General features: G+C 39.2%; 13 protein-coding genes. 10 read left to right on the forward strand and 3 right to left on the reverse strand.

Annotated elements, in window-relative coordinates:
* Positions 1-93 precede the first annotated feature (93 nt).
* The 7 genes from AC6H0V_RS07805 to asnS all read left to right on the forward strand — a co-directional run bounded on the left by AC6H0V_RS07805 (position 94) and on the right by asnS (position 7,023).
* Positions 94-843, forward strand: a complete 750-nt coding sequence (locus AC6H0V_RS07805; protein WP_497563161.1) for a ferritin-like domain-containing protein — start codon at positions 94-96, stop codon at positions 841-843.
* Entirely contained in the window at positions 840-1,211 is a 372-nt protein-coding gene (locus AC6H0V_RS07810) for a hypothetical protein (protein ID WP_497563162.1), read from the forward strand. Before AC6H0V_RS07805 ends, AC6H0V_RS07810 begins: the two co-directional genes overlap by 4 nt.
* Positions 1,212-1,238: 27 nt before the next feature.
* Positions 1,239-1,442 carry a hypothetical protein gene (locus tag AC6H0V_RS07815; protein WP_497563163.1) on the forward strand — a complete coding sequence of 68 codons (204 nt, stop codon included), beginning with the start codon at positions 1,239-1,241 and terminating at the stop codon, positions 1,440-1,442.
* 25 nt (positions 1,443-1,467) lie between these two features.
* Positions 1,468-1,926 (forward strand): hypothetical protein, encoded by a 459-nt coding sequence (locus AC6H0V_RS07820; RefSeq protein WP_497563164.1) that lies wholly within the window; start codon positions 1,468-1,470, stop codon positions 1,924-1,926.
* Positions 1,927-2,443: 517 nt separating this feature from the next.
* Positions 2,444-3,634 carry an ADP-forming succinate--CoA ligase subunit beta gene (gene sucC, locus AC6H0V_RS07825; protein WP_497563165.1) on the forward strand — a complete coding sequence of 397 codons (1,191 nt, stop codon included), beginning with the start codon at positions 2,444-2,446 and terminating at the stop codon, positions 3,632-3,634.
* Between the two features lie 538 nt (positions 3,635-4,172).
* Entirely contained in the window at positions 4,173-5,369 is a 1,197-nt protein-coding gene (locus AC6H0V_RS07830) for a GAF domain-containing sensor histidine kinase (protein WP_497563166.1), read from the forward strand.
* A 217-nt stretch (positions 5,370-5,586) separates the two neighbouring features.
* A complete protein-coding gene (asnS, locus tag AC6H0V_RS07835) occupies positions 5,587-7,023 on the forward strand; it encodes an asparagine--tRNA ligase (RefSeq protein WP_497563167.1) in 1,437 nt (478 codons plus the stop codon).
* Between the two features lie 209 nt (positions 7,024-7,232).
* Here the strand turns inward: asnS and AC6H0V_RS07840 are convergent, their stop codons facing one another.
* From AC6H0V_RS07840 to AC6H0V_RS07850, 3 genes are read right to left on the reverse strand one after another with little or no spacing between them, the layout of a single operon-like run.
* Complete coding sequence (locus AC6H0V_RS07840) at positions 7,233-8,870, reverse strand: FMN-binding glutamate synthase family protein (RefSeq protein ID WP_497563168.1); 1,638 nt, start codon at positions 8,868-8,870, stop codon at positions 7,233-7,235.
* A 6-nt stretch (positions 8,871-8,876) separates the two neighbouring features.
* Positions 8,877-9,131: a Txe/YoeB family addiction module toxin gene (locus tag AC6H0V_RS07845; protein WP_497563169.1), complete on the reverse strand. Its 255-nt coding sequence runs from the start codon at positions 9,129-9,131 to the stop codon at positions 8,877-8,879.
* The gene (locus AC6H0V_RS07850; protein WP_497563170.1) at positions 9,124-9,381 is read right to left on the reverse strand and encodes a type II toxin-antitoxin system Phd/YefM family antitoxin; all 258 of its coding nucleotides are present in this window, start codon (positions 9,379-9,381) and stop codon (positions 9,124-9,126) included. The genes AC6H0V_RS07845 and AC6H0V_RS07850 overlap by 8 nt, the downstream gene beginning before the upstream one ends.
* Before the next feature lie 117 nt (positions 9,382-9,498).
* Here AC6H0V_RS07850 and AC6H0V_RS07855 point away from each other — a divergent pair, with 117 nt between their 5' ends.
* The 3 genes from AC6H0V_RS07855 (at position 9,499) to AC6H0V_RS07865 (ending at position 17,939) form a co-directional block, all read left to right on the forward strand.
* Positions 9,499-10,119 (forward strand): L-threonylcarbamoyladenylate synthase, encoded by a 621-nt coding sequence (locus AC6H0V_RS07855; RefSeq protein WP_497563171.1) that lies wholly within the window; start codon positions 9,499-9,501, stop codon positions 10,117-10,119.
* Positions 10,120-10,357: 238 nt separating this feature from the next.
* Positions 10,358-17,023 (forward strand): T9SS type B sorting domain-containing protein, encoded by a 6,666-nt coding sequence (locus AC6H0V_RS07860; RefSeq protein WP_497563172.1) that lies wholly within the window; start codon positions 10,358-10,360, stop codon positions 17,021-17,023.
* A gap of 4 nt (positions 17,024-17,027) precedes the next feature.
* A complete protein-coding gene (locus tag AC6H0V_RS07865; RefSeq protein ID WP_497563173.1) occupies positions 17,028-17,939 on the forward strand; it encodes a PorP/SprF family type IX secretion system membrane protein in 912 nt (303 codons plus the stop codon).
* Positions 17,940-17,996: the final 57 nt, after the last annotated feature.

Below are 17,996 nucleotides of genomic sequence, written 5' to 3' on the forward strand. Positions count from 1 at the left end.
TTTATAATCATACTTTGAAATACAAAGCACTTTCAAATATAAATTATCCTGATAACTTAATAACTCGATCCATTAAACCTTAAACCCAATCACATGCACAACTCACAACATTGGATAAATTATTTTACCCACAATCTTCAAAACAAAAGAATAGACTGGAGCATTAAACCTTTTCTAACAGCTAAAGAAAAAGCTTCAATACTAAAATCATTACAAGCTTGGCAACTCGGCGAAACTTCTGAAGGCAAAAACCTGATAAATGCAGCCACCAAGCACGCTAAACAACTTGATGATGTGCATTATACTGCTGCAATTAGACTATTTATTAAGGAAGAACAAAAACACGGCGAAAATCTGGGAAAGTATCTAGACCTAATTGGCGAGCAAAGAATTAAAAAAGACTGGGGCGATAGCTTGTTCCGAAAGTTTAGGGGCTTAAACACACATATGGAATTTTGGACCATCGCTGTAATTACAGTAGAGAGCACGGCGCAATTGTTCTATCAATGTTTAAAAGATGCGACGCAATGCAAATTACTAAAGCAGATCTGCACAGACATCTTAATAGACGAGGCCGCACACATCACCTTTCAAATAGAACGCCTAAGTTTAATTTACCAGCATAAAAATGCATTCATGCGGTTCATGACCTATTATTTTTATACGTGTTTTTATTATTCGACGATAATGGTGGTTTGGTTTGCGCATCGCAAATTATTTTTGGCGGGAAATTTAAACTTTGCAGACTACTTGGTGAAGATGAAATTAAAGTTTAAGAAAACGATCAAGAAGTTGAAGCCTGTTACAGAATTAGCTCTAAATAATATAAAAATGGCCAAATGAGAGAAATAAAGATTGTTGTCATATCATTCCTAATAGTAGCCATTGTTTTTCTTATTTATGGCTTTTTCCATGCTTTTGATCCAATCGAAGAGGGAGCTACCATAAATCAAAAAATCGGTGGTATTTTGATTTGTAAATCAATTTACGAACCAAGTATTCATTCATCAAGAAATTTTATTTCCTACAGGTATAAAACAGGGAATCAAACCATAGATTTTGGTGATGGAATATATTTTGGAAGAGAATGGAAAAAAGATGAGCAACTTGTAAAATTTAAAAAATGGATTATTTTAAAAACTGGTGGAAGTTTAAGCAACGATAAGATTATTTGCTTTGATCTAGTTGCCAATAAGAAAGTAGAATATTAATTTACCTCAGAAAGTATAGAGAAAGAAATGCTTTGGAAAGCCGAAAAAATTAAATCTTTCCTTAATTATTGCTGCGATGAAGTTTTTATTGATAAAATAAATAATGGCAAAATTACGCTTCATTATAAATTCAGGACAAGTGAAGACTTCACTGATCAGTACGGTGAAAGAAAATTGAACTTTAATATAGATCCGGAAACAGGAATGCCGGTTTTATCGAATATTGAATAGCGGCAACAGTGCTAAAACATAAATTATGGGAATTGAAGTATATATTATCTTAATTGTTATTGGCTTAGGAATGTTTCTCTTTTGGAAATGGTTATTTACAAGGCTGATAAAAAATCATATTAAAAGAAATATATTCATTTGGACAAGCACCATTCTAGGTACACCAATAGTATACATACTGATAATGGCATTGGTTTTTGCCATAATGAACTACTATCCAAGCAGCGACTTCGACCCTGTTAAATGGAATAATGATAAAGAACGTCGTTATGAATTAACGGAAGATCTTATTGACAGCAAACTGCTGATTGGTAAATCAAAAACGGAAGTGGAACACATTTTAGGAAAAGCCGATGCTATAGAGACCGATGTATGGGTTTATGATGTTGGCTTTGTTCCTACCTTGGCAAATATAGATCCAGACATTATTGAAATTACATTTAAAAACGATAAAGTAATAAATGTAACACAGCGAAATACATAACCTCACTCGTCCGTTTGCCCCAAAAGGGTTCCTGTGGAATATCGAGGATGCCTGAGGCGAGCGATTGCATCGCTAAAGTTACCACTTAAGCATCCTACCTTGATTATTCCATTACACTTTATTACCCAAGTACTTTTGAATAGTCCCGACTCGTCCTCGTTTGTAACGAGGATGCCTGAGGCCAGCGATTGCATCGCTAAAAGATAGCTCTTGGCATCATGCAACCTCTCCTATTCGCACAGCATTTGGTGCTTAAACCCGATAGAGTGGAAATACTTGCGAAAAGTTTAGCTAATGAGCAATCCATATTTTATCAAGAATGTTTTTCGACAAGCAGATCCGCAAGATTGGAACGTAAAGCGGGGCCAACTTCCATCATTGCCCTGTCTTTGCTTTTCTTAAAATTTATAGCTTTGGATCCTAACGCTTAGCGCTATTCGCCGTACGCCAAACTTAATTCCATTTCCCCTTTGTATAAAGCTTTTGAAATTGTAGATTTGAGCAAATTTTTTAACAAATGAATATCCACGAATATCAAGGTAAACAAATTCTTAAAAGTTTTGGCGTTGCCATTCAAGAGGGCATTGTAGCTGACACTGTAGATCAGGCTGTTGAAGCGGCTAAACAAATGAAAACTGACTATAATTCTGATTGGGTTGTGATAAAAGCACAGGTTCATGCAGGTGGTAGAGGTAAGGGCGGAGGAGTTAAGTTGGCTAAAAACCTTGATGAAGTTAAGCAAAGAGCCACTGATATTCTTGGTATGCAATTGATTACGCCACAAACCAGTGCTGAAGGCAAAACAGTAAGAAAGATTTTGGTTGCACAAGATGTGTATTATCCTGGTCCGTCTGAAACAAAAGAATTTTATATCAGCGTTTTATTGGATCGTGCTAAAGGAACTAACATCATCATGTACAGCACCGAAGGCGGGATGGATATTGAAGAGGTTGCAGAGCATACTCCCCATTTAATTTTTAAGGAATCCATCGATCCGAAAGTTGGCCTTCAAGGTTTTCAGGCAAGAAAAATTGCTTTTAACTTAGGATTAACGGGGGCTGCACATAAAGAAATGGTAAAATTTGTTACTTCACTTTATAAAGCCTATGATTCTACTGACTCTTCGATGTTTGAAATCAATCCTGTTTTAAAAACAAGTGATGATAAGATTATAGCCGTTGATGCTAAAGTAGATTTGGATGAGAATGCATTGTTCCGCCATGCAGATTATGCTGCCATGCGTGATAAGTTAGAAGAAGATCCAACGGATGTTGAAGCAAGCGAAAGCAATTTGAATTATGTAAAGCTCGACGGAAATGTGGGCTGCATGGTTAACGGTGCGGGTTTGGCCATGGCCACCATGGACATCATCAAAATTGCTGGTGGCGAACCTGCTAACTTTTTAGATGTTGGTGGTACAGCGAATGCTACAACGGTGAAAGCTGGATTTAATATTATCTTAAAAGATCCAAATGTAAAGGCCATTCTGATTAACATTTTCGGCGGTATCGTGCGTTGCGATAGAGTTGCTCAAGGCGTAATAGATGCCTATAAAGAAATTGGTAATGTTCCAGTTCCAATTATCTGTCGCCTGCAAGGCACTAATGCAGTTGAAGCCAAACAGTTAATTGACGAATCTGGATTAAAAGTGTACTCGGCAATAGCGTTAAAGGATGCTGCTGACTTAGTAAGTAAGGTATTGGCGTAGAGCGGAAAGCGTGGAGCAGAGCGCGAAGAGCTTTTTATATTAAAACCAGTCGAAAATTTCGACTGGTTTTTTTGTTTTTATCGACTTACTCATCCGATGACTACTAGTCATCGGATGAGTATAAAATGAAAAAGCTCTGGCCATCCAACCAGAGCTTTAATCAAACCAAATATAAATGTACTTTTTTGTATGAACAGGACAAATATAAATTAATTTTCAGAATTTTCACAAGAAAATTTAAATTTTTTTTATTTTTTTATTGAAAAATCTGGATTTTAGAATTAAAATATTGCATAAATTCGATTTATTGATAAAATATACGAATAATATTCTAACAAAAATCGTTAAAAATTGAATTTTTGAGTAATAATTAGACGTTTATCTTAGATTTACCTGAAAATATTTATCATTTAGAGATAAAAAGTAGATTTTTTTTCAATTTTTACCTAAAATTTTATTGAATTTTCAAAAAAATTGAATTTATTTTAATTTTTTATAATGCTTGCATTTTGCTTAGCTTTAGCGCCTAACTTGTAAAATGAAAAACACATCTATCCCAAAATCACTTCTTCCAGAAAATGATACTGAAAGAATACATAAGCTTCATGGATATGATATTTTGGATACTCCAGCTGAAAACTCATTTGATAAAATTGCAGTACTTGCAGCTCAGATTTTTAACACGCCAATAGCTCAGGTCACTTTTGTGGATGAGGACCGTGTTTTCTTTAAAACTAACATCAGTCCATTAGCTGCAACAGAGGTAGACAGAAAAGATAGTTTCTGCTCAATCGCTATTTTAAACGAGGGTGTAACCCTGTTCGAAAACATGCTCGAAGTACCCGAGCTAACCAATAACCCATTTGTTATGGAAAATGGGGTTAGATTTTATGCAGGAGCACCTTTAAGAACTTCGGAGGGCTTACGATTGGGTACTGTATGCGTATTAGATGTTGAACCAAAAGCCGTAACCGACCTACAACTAAAAATGCTCGAGACACTTTCTTCTATTGTGATGGATGAATTAGAACTAAGGTTAGCTACTCGAAAGGCAATGCGCACACAAACCGATATGATGAACAGAATCGTTCACGATCTTAAAAATCCGAATACAACTATATCTCTATCAGCAGAGCTGATTAAAAAGAAAGCCGATGATCCCAAGATTGTAAACGACTTTGCAGATCGGATTAAAAATTCAGCAAATAGTGTGCTTACTAGCTTAAACAACCTTTTGGATTTATCTCAAATAGAAAATGCAAGCTTTAGATTAAGTTTAAAAGAAGTTGATGTGATGCATTTACTGAATGTAACCAAAAGAAATTTTGAACTGTTAGCCGCACAGAAACAACAACGTATCGTAGTTACCTGCAATTGCCCAAGTATCATCCTGGCTGATTCATCCAGACTTCAGGAAGCATTTGATAATCTCTTAAGCAATGCACTTAAATATTCCCATCCAAATACTTCGATCCTAATTAATGTTAGCCAAACTGATGATCATCTACTTATCGAATTCAAAGATCAGGGACAAGGTTTGATAGCCGATGATATGAATAAGTTATTTACCAAATTCGCAAAATTAAGCGCTATACCAACAGGTAGGGAACACTCTAATGGATTAGGCCTATCGATCGTGAAAATGCTCATCGAACTGCATCATGGAAAAGTGTGGGCAGAAAGCGCTGGAAAGGACATGGGGGCATCTTTTTTTATTGGGATACCGTTGAACTAGTCTTCAAGTCGGGGGCGGTATTAAGTCGGGAGTCTGTTTTATCTTAAGCCAAAATCCACTTAGCTATGGAAGGGAAGTTTGCGGTTTTCGGTTCGTAGTTGGCTTAAACTAACTGTTAAGCATTTCTTAGTCCCCAGTTTTTAAAAAACTAAACCAACACATACCTATTTTAAGGTTTAAATCCTTATTTTTGACCCCCTTATATAGCTATTGCGAAATGATAAAGAGAGAAAAAATAAAAGACCTGCTGGATTCTACAGCATTTAATACTGAAGTAAAGGTAATGGGCTGGGTTCGAACTTTTCGGAACAATCAGTTTATTGCGTTAAACGATGGCTCATGTATGGGCAATATTCAAATAGTAGTAGATTTTACCAATACATCAGAAGACCTGTTAAAAAGAATTACAACCGGTGCTGCAATAGCTGTTGATGGCCTCCTTGTTGAATCTCTAGGTAAAGGTCAAAAGGTTGATGTTAAAGCAAAAAATATTGAAATACTTGGAGACAGCAATGCTGAAGAATATCCTTTACAACCCAAAAAACATAGTTTAGAGTTTTTAAGGGAAAAGGGCCATCTGCGTTTCCGTACCAACACCTTTAATGCGATTTTTAAGGTTCGCCATGCCTTGGCATTTGCTATTCATCAGTTTTATAACGAAAGGGGTTTTGTGTACATGCATACACCCGTAATTACAGCAAGTGATGCAGAGGGTGCTGGCGAAATGTTTAAAGTAACTACCCTAGATTTCGATCAAACCCCACGTGGCGAAGATGGTAAAGTAGATTTTTCTGCTGATTTCTTCGGTCGCGCTACAAACTTAACCGTTTCGGGCCAGTTAGAAGGAGAATTAGCGGCGATGGCATTTGGACAAATCTATACTTTTGGGCCCACGTTCAGAGCAGAGAACTCGAACACGACCCGCCATTTGGCCGAATTTTGGATGATAGAGCCCGAAGTAGCATTCGCAGATTTGGAAAACAACATGCAATTGGCCGAAGACATGATGAAATATGTAATAAACTATGCCCTTACCAATTGCACAGCTGAACTTGCATTTTTAAATGATCGGTTATTAGACGAGGAAAAGCAGAAACCGCAGCAAGAACGAAGCGAACTATCATTAATAGAAAAGCTAAACTTCTGCTTGGAAAATGACTTTGAACGTTTAACCTATACAGAAGCCATCCAGATCTTAAAACATTCGAAACCAAATCAGAAAAAACAATTTAAATATTTGATCGATGAGTGGGGAGCAGATCTGCAATCTGAACATGAGCGCTATTTGGTAGAAAAACACTTTAAAAAACCCGTAATTTTAACAGATTATCCCAAAGACATTAAATCTTTCTACATGCGTATGAACGAAGATGGAAAAACGGTAGCGGCGATGGATATTCTCTTCCCTGGGATTGGCGAGATGATTGGCGGTTCACAACGTGAAGAACGACTGGATAAATTAACACAGCGCATGGAAGAAATGCATATTCCACAAGAAGAATTATGGTGGTATTTAGATACGCGTAGGTTTGGATCGGCCCCGCATGCTGGTTTCGGATTAGGTTTTGAACGTTTGGTACTATTTGTTACGGGAATGATCAACATCCGAGATGTGATTGCATTTCCTAGGTTCCCGAAGAGTGCAGAATTTTAGGATGTAAGATGTAAAAGGGAAGAGTGAAGATGTTGCATGATGCATAGAATTTTACCATCCCTGCCGACAGGCAAGTAAGACATTCAAGGCCTAAATTTATAGCCACAGATCTTAAGAGGATTAATCAATCCTAAAATCTGTGGCTAAATTTTTACCGATTTTTCCATCTTCCACCTTCCATCTCCCATCTTACATCTTCCATCTTCCATTTATTGATGCGAACTTGCAGACGGATAATCAATTGCCGAAACCTTATAATCTGTAGGAGCAAAGCTAGCTGATGTACTTAATGCCATTCCCAGTTCATGTTGGGATGGATATGGGGTTTGTGTTAGGCTTCCCTCTGGGATGTAGGGAAAGGTTTCCATGTAAGACTGCATCACATTTTGCCCGATCCTTCTATTGATATAGGCTCTTGTAAGTTGGTAAGGATGTTTCAGCCCTGCTGCTCCCAATAGCTCAACCGCACTTTGAACGGTGAGTCTGTGGAAATTAAATACCCGCACGGTTTTATCTTCAACAACAAGTCCTTTCATTAAACTTTCATCCTGAGTGGCTACCCCTGTTGGACAGGTGTTGCTATTGCACTCTAAAGCCTGAATACAACCCAGGGCAAACATCATCCCTCTGGCCGAATTACATAGATCTGCACCAAGAGCAATGTTTTTAACCAGATCAAAACCCGAAGATATTTTACCTGAAGCAATAATTTTGATGTGTTTTTTTAGACCAAATCCGCTCAGCACATCATAAACGAAAGCCACACCCTCGCGTAAAGGCATTCCAACAGCATTTGAAAATTCTTGGGGAGCCGCTCCGGTACCACCTTCTCCCCCATCCACAGTGATAAAATCTACATAGATACCGGTTTCTACCATCGCTTTGCAAATGGCAAAAAACTCGCTTCTGCGACCAATACATAATTTGAAGCCTATCGGTTTTCCTCCTGACAGTTCTCTGAGTCTCTTCACAAATTCTATCATAGTAAGCGGCGTAGAAAAGGCCGAATGTGCAGGAGGCGAAATGATATCATAGCCTTCTTTTACCAACCTGATCCGTGCTACTTCTGGGGTTACTTTTTTTGCTGGCAAAATACCACCATGACCAGGCTTTGCACCTTGAGAAAGCTTAATCTCAATCATTTTAACGTTTTCTGTCTTTGATCGCTCTGCAAATGCCTCATAATTAAATGTACCATCATGGTTACGGCACCCAAAATATCCGGTTCCAATCTGCCAGATCAAATCGCCACCTGGACCTGAATGATAATCGCTAATCCCACCTTCACCCGTATTATGGGCAAAGTTCCCCATTTTTGCTCCGCCATTTAAGGCCAGGATGGCATTCTTGCTTAACGAGCCAAAACTCATGGCAGAAATATTGTAAATGCTAGCTGAATAAGGCTGACTACAGTCTGGCCCACCAATCATCACTCGCGGATTTACGTCCAACTCATGATGACTAATGGCCGCAATGCTATGGCTTAACCATTCGTATCCATTTTCATACACATCTAATTGCGTACCAAAAGGGATGGTATCGTTTTCCTTTTTTGCCCGCTGGTAGATCAGTGATCTGTTTAACCTGCTAAAAGGTTTACCGTTGGTATCGCTCTCTACAAAATATTGATAGATCTTAGGCCTTAGTTCCTCCATAAAGTACCTCAGTCTACCAAAAACCGGATAGTTTCTAACGATGCTATGTTTTGGCTGATAAAGATCATACATCCCCAAGAGCACAAATGGCCCGGTAAAAATGAATGTCCACCACAATTGTGGATACAAAAGACCTAGGTAAATGGTTAGTGCAACCAGGAATGCCGCAATGGCGATGAATGCTTTTCTCATAATATTTTAAGTATGATATCTACATTGAAGTATAAAAATCGAATTATTATTAACTCTGTAAATAAGGCGGTGTTCTAGATTAATTCTTCTAGACCACCAACCAGAGTATTGGTGTTTCAATGGCTCGGGTTTACCACTTCCTTCATAAGGAGTGCGCTCAATTTCTTTAAATAAGTAATTGATTTTTGCCAGAATTGACATTTCTGTATTTTGCCAATATAGATAATCATCCCAACCAACTTCTAGAAATAATTTATCCATTATCAATCAAGTTTTGCTTTTTAGCTAAACCTTTTTGATAGTCTTCTAGTCCTTTTTGTAACCTAAGGGCATTTTTAGGGCTTTTAACTAAGTAAAATGTTTCCTGCATGCTGTCGTAATCTGCTTTAGACATGACCACTACATCTTCGCCTTTTGCTCTCGTAACAAACAACGGGGTATGATTAGAAAAAACCTTATCCAAATAGGTTTTTAGACTTTGTCTAAAAGAAGTATAATTTGTAATTTCCATTTTATCGTGCTTTACACAAATATAAGATAAGAACAAGACATGTACAATTTTTTGTACATAAAAACTTATAAATCTAGTTACTAAACAACCAAGCCTTTAATTTTGTTATTTTTGGGTATGTTAATTAAGATTTATCCAGAAAATCCAAATCCTAAGGCGATTGAACAAGTTGTTGAGGTACTCAAAAAAGGAGGCCTAATCATTTATCCAACGGATACCGTTTATGGTTTGGGTTGTGATATTACCAATCAAAAAGCAATAGAAAAAATTTGTCGCATTCGCGGAATAAAGCCAGAGAAAGCCAATTTTTCTTTCATCTGCTCTGATTTGAGGCATATTTCTGATTTTATCAAGCCCATAGATACTACGATTTTTAGAGTTCTTAAAAAAGCCTTACCTGGGCCGTTTACCTTTATTTTTAATGCCAATAATAATGTACCCAAGCTATTGAGCTCCAATAAAAAAACAGTTGGTATCCGTGTTCCCGATAATGATATCGCCAGAGCAATTGTTGCGGAGTTAGGCAATCCCATTATCTCTACATCAATCAGGGATGATGATGAACTTGTTGAATATTCTACGGATCCAGAATTGATCTACGAGAAGTATGAGGAACAAGTAGACATGGTAATTGATGGTGGCTATGGCGACAATGAAGCTTCTACCGTTATTGATTGTACCAATGGTGATTTTGAGGTGATTAGGGAAGGTAAGGGTGATATTGAAGACTTCCTGTAGTTCTCAGTTGGAATTAACAGTTGGCAACTGAAAAATGAGAACTGAACACCGAGCACTGTGTACTCCCAAAAGCTCTATTAACATTTCCGATAAATTGTAAGCTATTTCTTAAAAAAACATACCTAACGTTAAAAATTACTAAACATTATTTTTAGTTTTCCACAAAATCAATATTTAACAACAACTTAATATGTAGATCAGGCTTTATCCTATACATTTGTTGCATAAACGAATTTATATGAGAAGATCTTTACTCTTTATTTTATTGTTTTTTATTTCGGGCGGCTTATTTGCACAAGTAACGCTCACAACATCACCCTATGTTGAGAATTTTAATGGAATAGGAACAGGTTTGCCTGCTGGTTTTACGATCAGAACCGGCGCAACAGCAAGTTCATTAGGTACAGCAGCTACATTAACAACAGCCGCAACCGCATGGAATAGCACTACTGGTGGCTTCAGGAATTCTGCTTCTGCAACTGCAGGATCTGGTGCAGTTACAGCAACCCAAGCGGCAGCTACTGATCGATCTTTAGGTTTTAGACAGGTTGCCGCTTCCGATCCTGGAGGTGCTTTTGTTTTCCAAATTGATAACACTACAGGAAAAACCGCACTTAAACTCACATTTGATCTCCAATCATTAGATGCAAGTTCTCCGCGTACAAGCACATGGACAGTTGATTATGGCTTTGGTGCTACTCCTACTACCTTCACAGCAGCAACTGCCACAGGCACCCTTACAACGGGTGGCTCTTCATTTACAAACAATAGCATAAGTGTAGATTTTGGTACTGCCTTAGATAATAATACCGGTCCGGTTTGGATTAGAATCGTAAATCTTTCTGCATCAACGGGCTCTGGAAATAGACCAACTTCAGGAATTGATAATTTCAATTTAACGTTTACATCAAGTCCATCAGGGGGGCCTTCACTATCAACCACACCAACTAGTATAGATTACGGTAACGTAATTACCGGGGGTAATCCATTTTCGAAAAGTTATGTATTAAATGGAGCAAATTTAACTGCAAGTGTAAATGTGAGCGTAGCAGCACCTTATTATATATCAAAAGATAATATTAATTTTTTAAACGCCCTTGTTTATACTGCTGCCGAAGCAAATGCATCGCCAACACTATACGTAAAATTTAGACCTACTTCTGAGGGAGTACAAACAGCAAATATTGTCCATACAAGCGTTGGGGCCACTCCATTTAATTTACCAATAACTGGTAATGGGGTGTTGGGAGTTCTCACTCCCACTAAAACTTCGATTGATTTTGGTAATCAAAGTGTGGGCACAAATTCAATATCGCAAAGCTACCAATTAAGTGGTACGGCATTAATAGATAATGTGTATGTTACTTCCGCTGCACCATTTTCTATCTCTAAAGATAATGTTAACTTTAGCTATGCTATCAATTATAATTTAGCGGAAATTACACCTCAGGGTACTGTATATGTTCGGTTTAGTCCAACAACCCTGGCCCCTGCCACTGGAAGCACGATACATACGAGTAGCCACACCTATTCTTCAAGTGTAACGCTTACTGGTAATGGCGTTCCTTCAGCACCAACATTAAGTTCATCACCTACTTCTCTTGCATTTGGAAACCAAAATGTGGGCACTCCTTCGGCAGTTCAGACCTATACGCTTAGTGGTTCAAATTTAACTGCAGGATTTGCCGCAACTACTGCTGCGCCATTTTCGGTTTCAAAAGATAACATCACTTTCGGCAACACTGCAACATTTTCGCCAATTGAAGCGCTAAGCCCTCAAACCATATACGTTAAGGTTACTCCCACAGCAGGTGGAGCCATTAATGGAAACATAGCAAATACTTCGCTAGGTGCAACCACGGTTAATGTTGCTTTGAGCGCAACCGGGATTTCAAGTGTAATTAATACGGCATCAACAAACATAGATTTTAGCACGGTTACCGTGGGCACAAGCTCTTCGCCGCAGGCATATACGTTAAGCGGAACGGGACTTACTGGCCCTGTTACACTTACTACATCAGCGCCATTTGAAATCTCTAAGAACAATACTACTTATGGTACAACACTTACCTATACCGTTGCCGAATTGAGTTTCTCACCAGCGGTTTTTGCTAGGTATAGTCCAACAAGCGCTACTACATCAAATGGAACTATTCTTCACACCAGTACAGGTGCTACTGATAAAACCATAACTCTTACTGGAACAGGAACTACACCTCCACCCCTTCCAACGCATGTGGTAATTAGTGAGGTTTATGGTGGTGGCGGAAACGCAGGAGCCGCTTTTAAAAACGATTTTATCGAATTATATAATCCAAGTGATCTTGCTGTAGATTTGACCGGTTGGTCTGTCCAGTACTCAAGCGCCACTGGTACTGGCACATGGGCTTCAACGCCATTAACTGGAAGCATTCCCGCAAAAGGATTTTATTTGGTGCAAGAAGCAATTGGCGCAGGTGGAACACTTAATTTGCCAACGCCTGATGCAACGGGTACTCTAGCGCTTTCGGGAACTACAGGAAAAGTAATTTTAAGCAATTCTATAGCTTTATTAACAGGAGCAAATCCATCTACCGCAGCTGTAGTTGACAAAGTGGGTTTCGGACCAACAGCTACAGGTTTTGAAGGTTCACCCACTCCTTTAATTTCAAACACCACTTCTATTGAACGTAAAGCGAGTGCTGCCTCAACTGTGGCGAGTATGGGTGTTGGCGGTGCCGAAGAATTTGATGGTAATGGTAGAGATACGGATGTGAATAGTGCCGATTTTGTAGTTACCACGCCAAACCCTCAAAACTCATTAACAAAAGAACCTGCCGGCGCAAACCACATCGTAATTAGTGAGGTTTATGGCGGCGGGGGAAACTCTGGATCCGTGTATAAAAATGATTTCATTGAGCTATATAATCCAACATTAACTGCCGTAAATTTAACAGGTTGGTCTGTACAATATGCTAGCGCGACAGGCACTTCATGGCAAGTAACCGCCCTGAGTGGAAGCATCGCTCCAAAAAGCTTTTATCTGGTTCAAGAAGCAGCAGGCACATCGGGAACTACCAATTTACCTACTCCAGATAAAGCGGGAAGCATAGCCATGGCCGCAGGTGCTGGTAAGGTTTTATTGGCAAATGTAGCCGTTGCTCAAACTGGAGCTATGCCAACAGGAGCGGCAATTATAGATTTTGTAGGCTTTGGCGCCACCGCTAATGCATTCGAAGGTAGCGGCCCAACGGCTGTTCCTTCGGCAACAGTTTCGGTTGAACGTAAAGCTAGCGCAACTTCTGATGCAACCACTCTAGGCGTCGGGGGATCGGAGGAATTTAGTGGAAATGGGTATGATAGCGATGATAACTCTACAGATTTTGTAAGTAAACTTCCAACTCCACAAAACTCTACGAGTACAGAACCTGCTTCTATAACAGGTCCATATTTAACTACTACGCCAAAAGCACTGGCATTTTCAAATCAAGCCATCAACACTACTTCAGCAGCAAAAAGCTATACCCTTTCATCAGGAAACTTAACCAATCCAACTACACTTTCTGTTAGCGCACCATTTTCAATATCTAAGGATAATGTTACCTTTTCTACCTCGGTTAATTATACGGTAGCAGAATTGGCAACTACGCAAACCGTATATGTAAAGTTTGCCCCTACGGCTGCAGGAAACGCAACTGGCACCATTTTGCACGCTAGTGCGGGAGCCACTTCAGTAAACGTGACGTTAACCGGACCAGCGGTTGATCCAAATCAAACGGCTTTTAACTTTGAGAACTGCACCATTGTTGGAAGTTCGGCACTTTCTGATGGGTTTTACCAATATAGTGTCACCGGACCTCAGTTGTGGGGCTGTACCACTACTTTCGGACATGATTCTAGCGATCCTACAGGGACGGCAAGTTTAGGCAATGCGCTTCAGATTAATGGATATTCAAGCGGAAACGTATTAAACGAAGATTGGTTAATTTCTCCTGCATTAAATTTATCATCAATGAATTATGCAGTTTTGTCTTACTGGACAAGATCTGCCTTTGCGGGAGATAAATTACAGTTAAAAGTATCTACCAATTATAGTGGTACCGGAAATCCTAACCTGGCCACATGGACAACCATTGACGGTAAGTTTCCAGAAACCGCCTCTGATGTGTGGACCAAATCAGGCAATATTGATCTATCGGCCTATAAAGCAACACCTGTGTATGTGGCTTTCGTTTACAACTCTACCACATCATCGGCAAGCCGTTGGACGGTTGACGATTTTGCCGTAACCAATTCAGCTACACCTCCTCCGGTTGATGTTACTGTTTCTACTTCTAGCTTAAATTTTGGCTTCCAAGCAGCTAACACTACTTCAACGGAAAGAACATTCGGTTTTTCGGCCGGCAATTTAACTGGGGATGTTACCTTAACCGCTCCATCAAACTTTACAATTTCTAGCACAAGCGGAGGTACTTTCGGACCAACAATTACCTACAACAAAGCCGCGATTAACAATACTTCACCTACGGTTTATGCTAAATTTTCTCCAACAGCAGTAAATACAACTTACGCTGCTGATGTGACGATTGCAACACCTGGATCAACTAACAAGGCTGTAACCTTATCTGGAAATACCTTTGATGCTGCAAACACCTTGGAAGTGGTTAACTGGAATATCGAATGGTTCGGTAGCCCAGCTCAAGATCCATCAAACGATGTGCAACAAGCGGCGAATGTAAAAACCGTAGTAAATAACATCGGAGCAGACGTCTATGGTTTTGCCGAGGTAGTGGATACCACGTTATTTAGAAATACGGTTTTACCAGCGGGATACAATGTTATTTTTAGTTCATTTGGTTCGTATGCTGATGATAAACTTGATGTAGATTACCCTTTAGCGCAAAAATTAGCTTTTATGTACCGTACCGATCTGGTTCATCCACTAAGAACCTATGGCGTACTGCAGGACACCTATAATCCAGCTGTTGCTTCAACAAGTGTTGATGGCACACCTTATAAAAATTGGTCATCTGGCCGTTTCCCTTTTGCCATGGAGGCCGAAGTAACCATTAATGGCAAGAAGGATATAGTAACCTTTATAGAAATTCACGCAAAGGCAAATACGGGAACTACGGCTGATCAAATTGATGCCTACAATAGAAGAAAGGGTGGAAATCTCCAGTTTAAAAATTGGATTGATGCTAATCTTGCAGGGAAAAAAGTAATCATTCTAGGTGATTTCAATGATGTTCTGGATGCGAACAAAACTATCGCCCCCCTCCCAGCGGGAACAGGAACATCGTATAGTGATTTTACTAATGATGCCGCTAATTATTTCCCTATCACCTTACCATTAAGTTTGGCAGGAAAACAATCAACCGCAGGCTTTAACACGGTGATTGATAATGTGATCCTTACTAAATCATTAAATGCAAACTATATCCCAGGTACAGCCGAAGTTTTGGATGCAGTTAAAAATCTCGTTACCAATTATAGCTCAACTACAACAGATCACTATCCAATTAAATCAAGATATTTATTTGGTAATGGCGAACCAACGCTAGCTCCTATTGTAAATTCGACCATTTGTTACAACCCAGCTAATCAAACTGTGGCTTTATCTGGTATTACTGCAGGTCCAGAAACTACGCAAACTACTACATTAACGGTTACATCAGACAATCCTAACCTATTTGATTTACTAACCGTTCAATCTGTGGGCACTGATAAAGGAACTATAACCTACCATTTAAAAAACAATGTGGCAGGTGTAGCAAACATCACTGTTACTGTTACCGATGATGGAGGAACCGCTTTTGGAGGAATAAACACAAGCAGTAAAACCTTTACGTTAACCGTAAGATCATTAGCTACGGCCACTATTGCGGGTTCTACCAGCCTGCCTCAAAATGCAACAGCACCAAATGTTACCTTCACGGGCGCAAATGGTACGGCCCCATATACGTTTACTTACAACATTAATGGTGGTACTAACAGAACCGTCACTACTACTACCGGAAACAGTGTTAACGTAAGTGCACCAACTAACGCAACAGGAACATTCGCCTATAATTTAGTAAGCGTAGCTGATGCAAATTGTGGCCAGGTTCAAACTGGTGTTGCCACAATTATTGTTCGTCCCCTACCCCTTGCTGCAATTGCGGGAACCTCATCTACATGTATCAATAGTACATCACCTGTGGTTACATTTACGGGGTCTGTTGGTACAGCACCATACACATTTACTTACACAATTAATGGAGGTACAAATAGAACCATTACCACAACAAGTAATGTTGCAACGTTAAATGCACCAACAAATGTTGCTGGCACCTTTACGTATGCCCTGGTTAGCGTAGCTGATACCTATGCAAGCCAAAGCCAAACCGGTAGCGCAGTGGTAACAATTAATTCTCTTCCGGTTATTAGTATTTCAAGTAGCACGAACGTATCTATTTCTAAAGGTAACGCAGTTGTACTAACGGCAAGCGGAGCAGTGAATTATACATGGGCACCGTTAACTGATGTGGTTTCTGGAGCGGGAACAGCCAATTTAACTGTTAGGCCTAAGCAAACTACCACTTATACCGTTACGGGTACAAACGCAAGCGGTTGTGTAAGCAGCCAAAGCATCACCATTAACGTGGCCGACGATTACCAAATAAAACCACTTAATATTTTAAGTCCTAACGGAGATGGCAAAAACGATAAATTTGTAATCGAAAACATTGATTATTATCCTAATAATACCTTAAAAGTATTCGATAGATCAGGTAGAATAGTGTATACAAAAAGGGGATATGCAAACGAATGGGATGGAACTTATAACGGATCTCCACTAGCTTCAGACACTTATTATTACATCATCGATTTCGGAACCAACATCAGCAAATTTACCGGTTACATCACCATAGTAAGAAACTAAGATCATGACAATCAATTATAAATTAAATCAAAAGCTTAACATTTTTTTACTGCTGGTTATCGCTTTTATATCCCTTTCAGTATCCCAAGTAAAGGCGCAACTCAATCCATTAACAGCGCAATATTTCTTAAATCAATATCAAGCCAATCCGGCATACGCTGGATTTAATAACGGCCTAAATGTAAATCTGAATTACCGCAAGCAATGGAGCAATATTCCAGGGTCGCCAAGTACACAAAGTATTACTGCCGATTATAAATTAAACAAAGTAGGCTTAGGCTTTAATTTTTTTAACGAAAAGGCGGGCTCGCTCCAACGCACCAAAGCAGTGGCTACTTATGCCTATCATTTGCCATTGAACGGCGAAAGTCAACAACTAAATTTTGGCGCATCTGTGGGCATTATGAATGAGCGGGTTGATTATAGCGATGTAAATGGCGATCTAACCGATCCTTCATTAACGGCATTTAACAATAAAGGCTCATTATTTGACGGAGATTTTGGTATTGCTTACACCAGCGATAAATTAAATGTTGAAGCAGCCATTCCTAACCTCAGAAGTTTTGTTAATCAGGATGATGATAATACAGTGGATAGATCGAGATTTTATGCAGCAGCTAGCTACAAGATCACTACAGGAACAGGTGCAAACGCATTGGAAATAGAACCAAAAGTAGCTTTCAGAAACATTCAGGGTTATAAGAGCATTTTTGATGCGGGGGCCAATTTTAATTTCGCAGATAAGTTATTTCTAATGGGGATGTACCATACAACCAATAGCGCTTCCTTTGGTGCGGGTATCAATTATAGAAGCTCACTGGCTATCATGGCTTTCTATACCACAGAAACCGCTGCACTTCAAGGCGTAGCCAGCGGAACATTCGAGGTTAGTGTCAGAGCAACGCTGTTTAAATAAAATCCATTTTCAGGCTCTGCACTTCTTTAAAAAAAACTTAAAAAACCGCTTCCATTT

The sequence above is a fragment of the Pedobacter sp. NO84 genome, assembly GCF_059703915.1.

Excerpts from the sequence above, each read along its gene's own strand:
- AC6H0V_RS07805 (WP_497563161.1), top strand. The coding sequence starts at position 94 with ATGCACAACTCACAACATTGGATAAATTATTTTACCCACAATCTTCAA.
- AC6H0V_RS07810 (WP_497563162.1), top strand. The coding sequence starts at position 840 with ATGAGAGAAATAAAGATTGTTGTCATATCATTCCTAATAGTAGCCATT.
- AC6H0V_RS07815 (WP_497563163.1), top strand. The coding sequence starts at position 1,239 with ATGCTTTGGAAAGCCGAAAAAATTAAATCTTTCCTTAATTATTGCTGC.
- AC6H0V_RS07820 (WP_497563164.1), top strand. The coding sequence starts at position 1,468 with ATGGGAATTGAAGTATATATTATCTTAATTGTTATTGGCTTAGGAATG.
- sucC (WP_497563165.1), top strand. The coding sequence starts at position 2,444 with ATGAATATCCACGAATATCAAGGTAAACAAATTCTTAAAAGTTTTGGC.
- AC6H0V_RS07830 (WP_497563166.1), top strand. The coding sequence starts at position 4,173 with ATGAAAAACACATCTATCCCAAAATCACTTCTTCCAGAAAATGATACT.
- asnS (WP_497563167.1), top strand. The coding sequence starts at position 5,587 with ATGATAAAGAGAGAAAAAATAAAAGACCTGCTGGATTCTACAGCATTT.
- AC6H0V_RS07840 (WP_497563168.1), bottom strand. The coding sequence starts at position 8,870 with ATGAGAAAAGCATTCATCGCCATTGCGGCATTCCTGGTTGCACTAACC.
- AC6H0V_RS07845 (WP_497563169.1), bottom strand. The coding sequence starts at position 9,131 with ATGGATAAATTATTTCTAGAAGTTGGTTGGGATGATTATCTATATTGG.
- AC6H0V_RS07850 (WP_497563170.1), bottom strand. The coding sequence starts at position 9,381 with ATGGAAATTACAAATTATACTTCTTTTAGACAAAGTCTAAAAACCTAT.
- AC6H0V_RS07855 (WP_497563171.1), top strand. The coding sequence starts at position 9,499 with ATGTTAATTAAGATTTATCCAGAAAATCCAAATCCTAAGGCGATTGAA.
- AC6H0V_RS07860 (WP_497563172.1), top strand. The coding sequence starts at position 10,358 with ATGAGAAGATCTTTACTCTTTATTTTATTGTTTTTTATTTCGGGCGGC.
- AC6H0V_RS07865 (WP_497563173.1), top strand. The coding sequence starts at position 17,028 with ATGACAATCAATTATAAATTAAATCAAAAGCTTAACATTTTTTTACTG.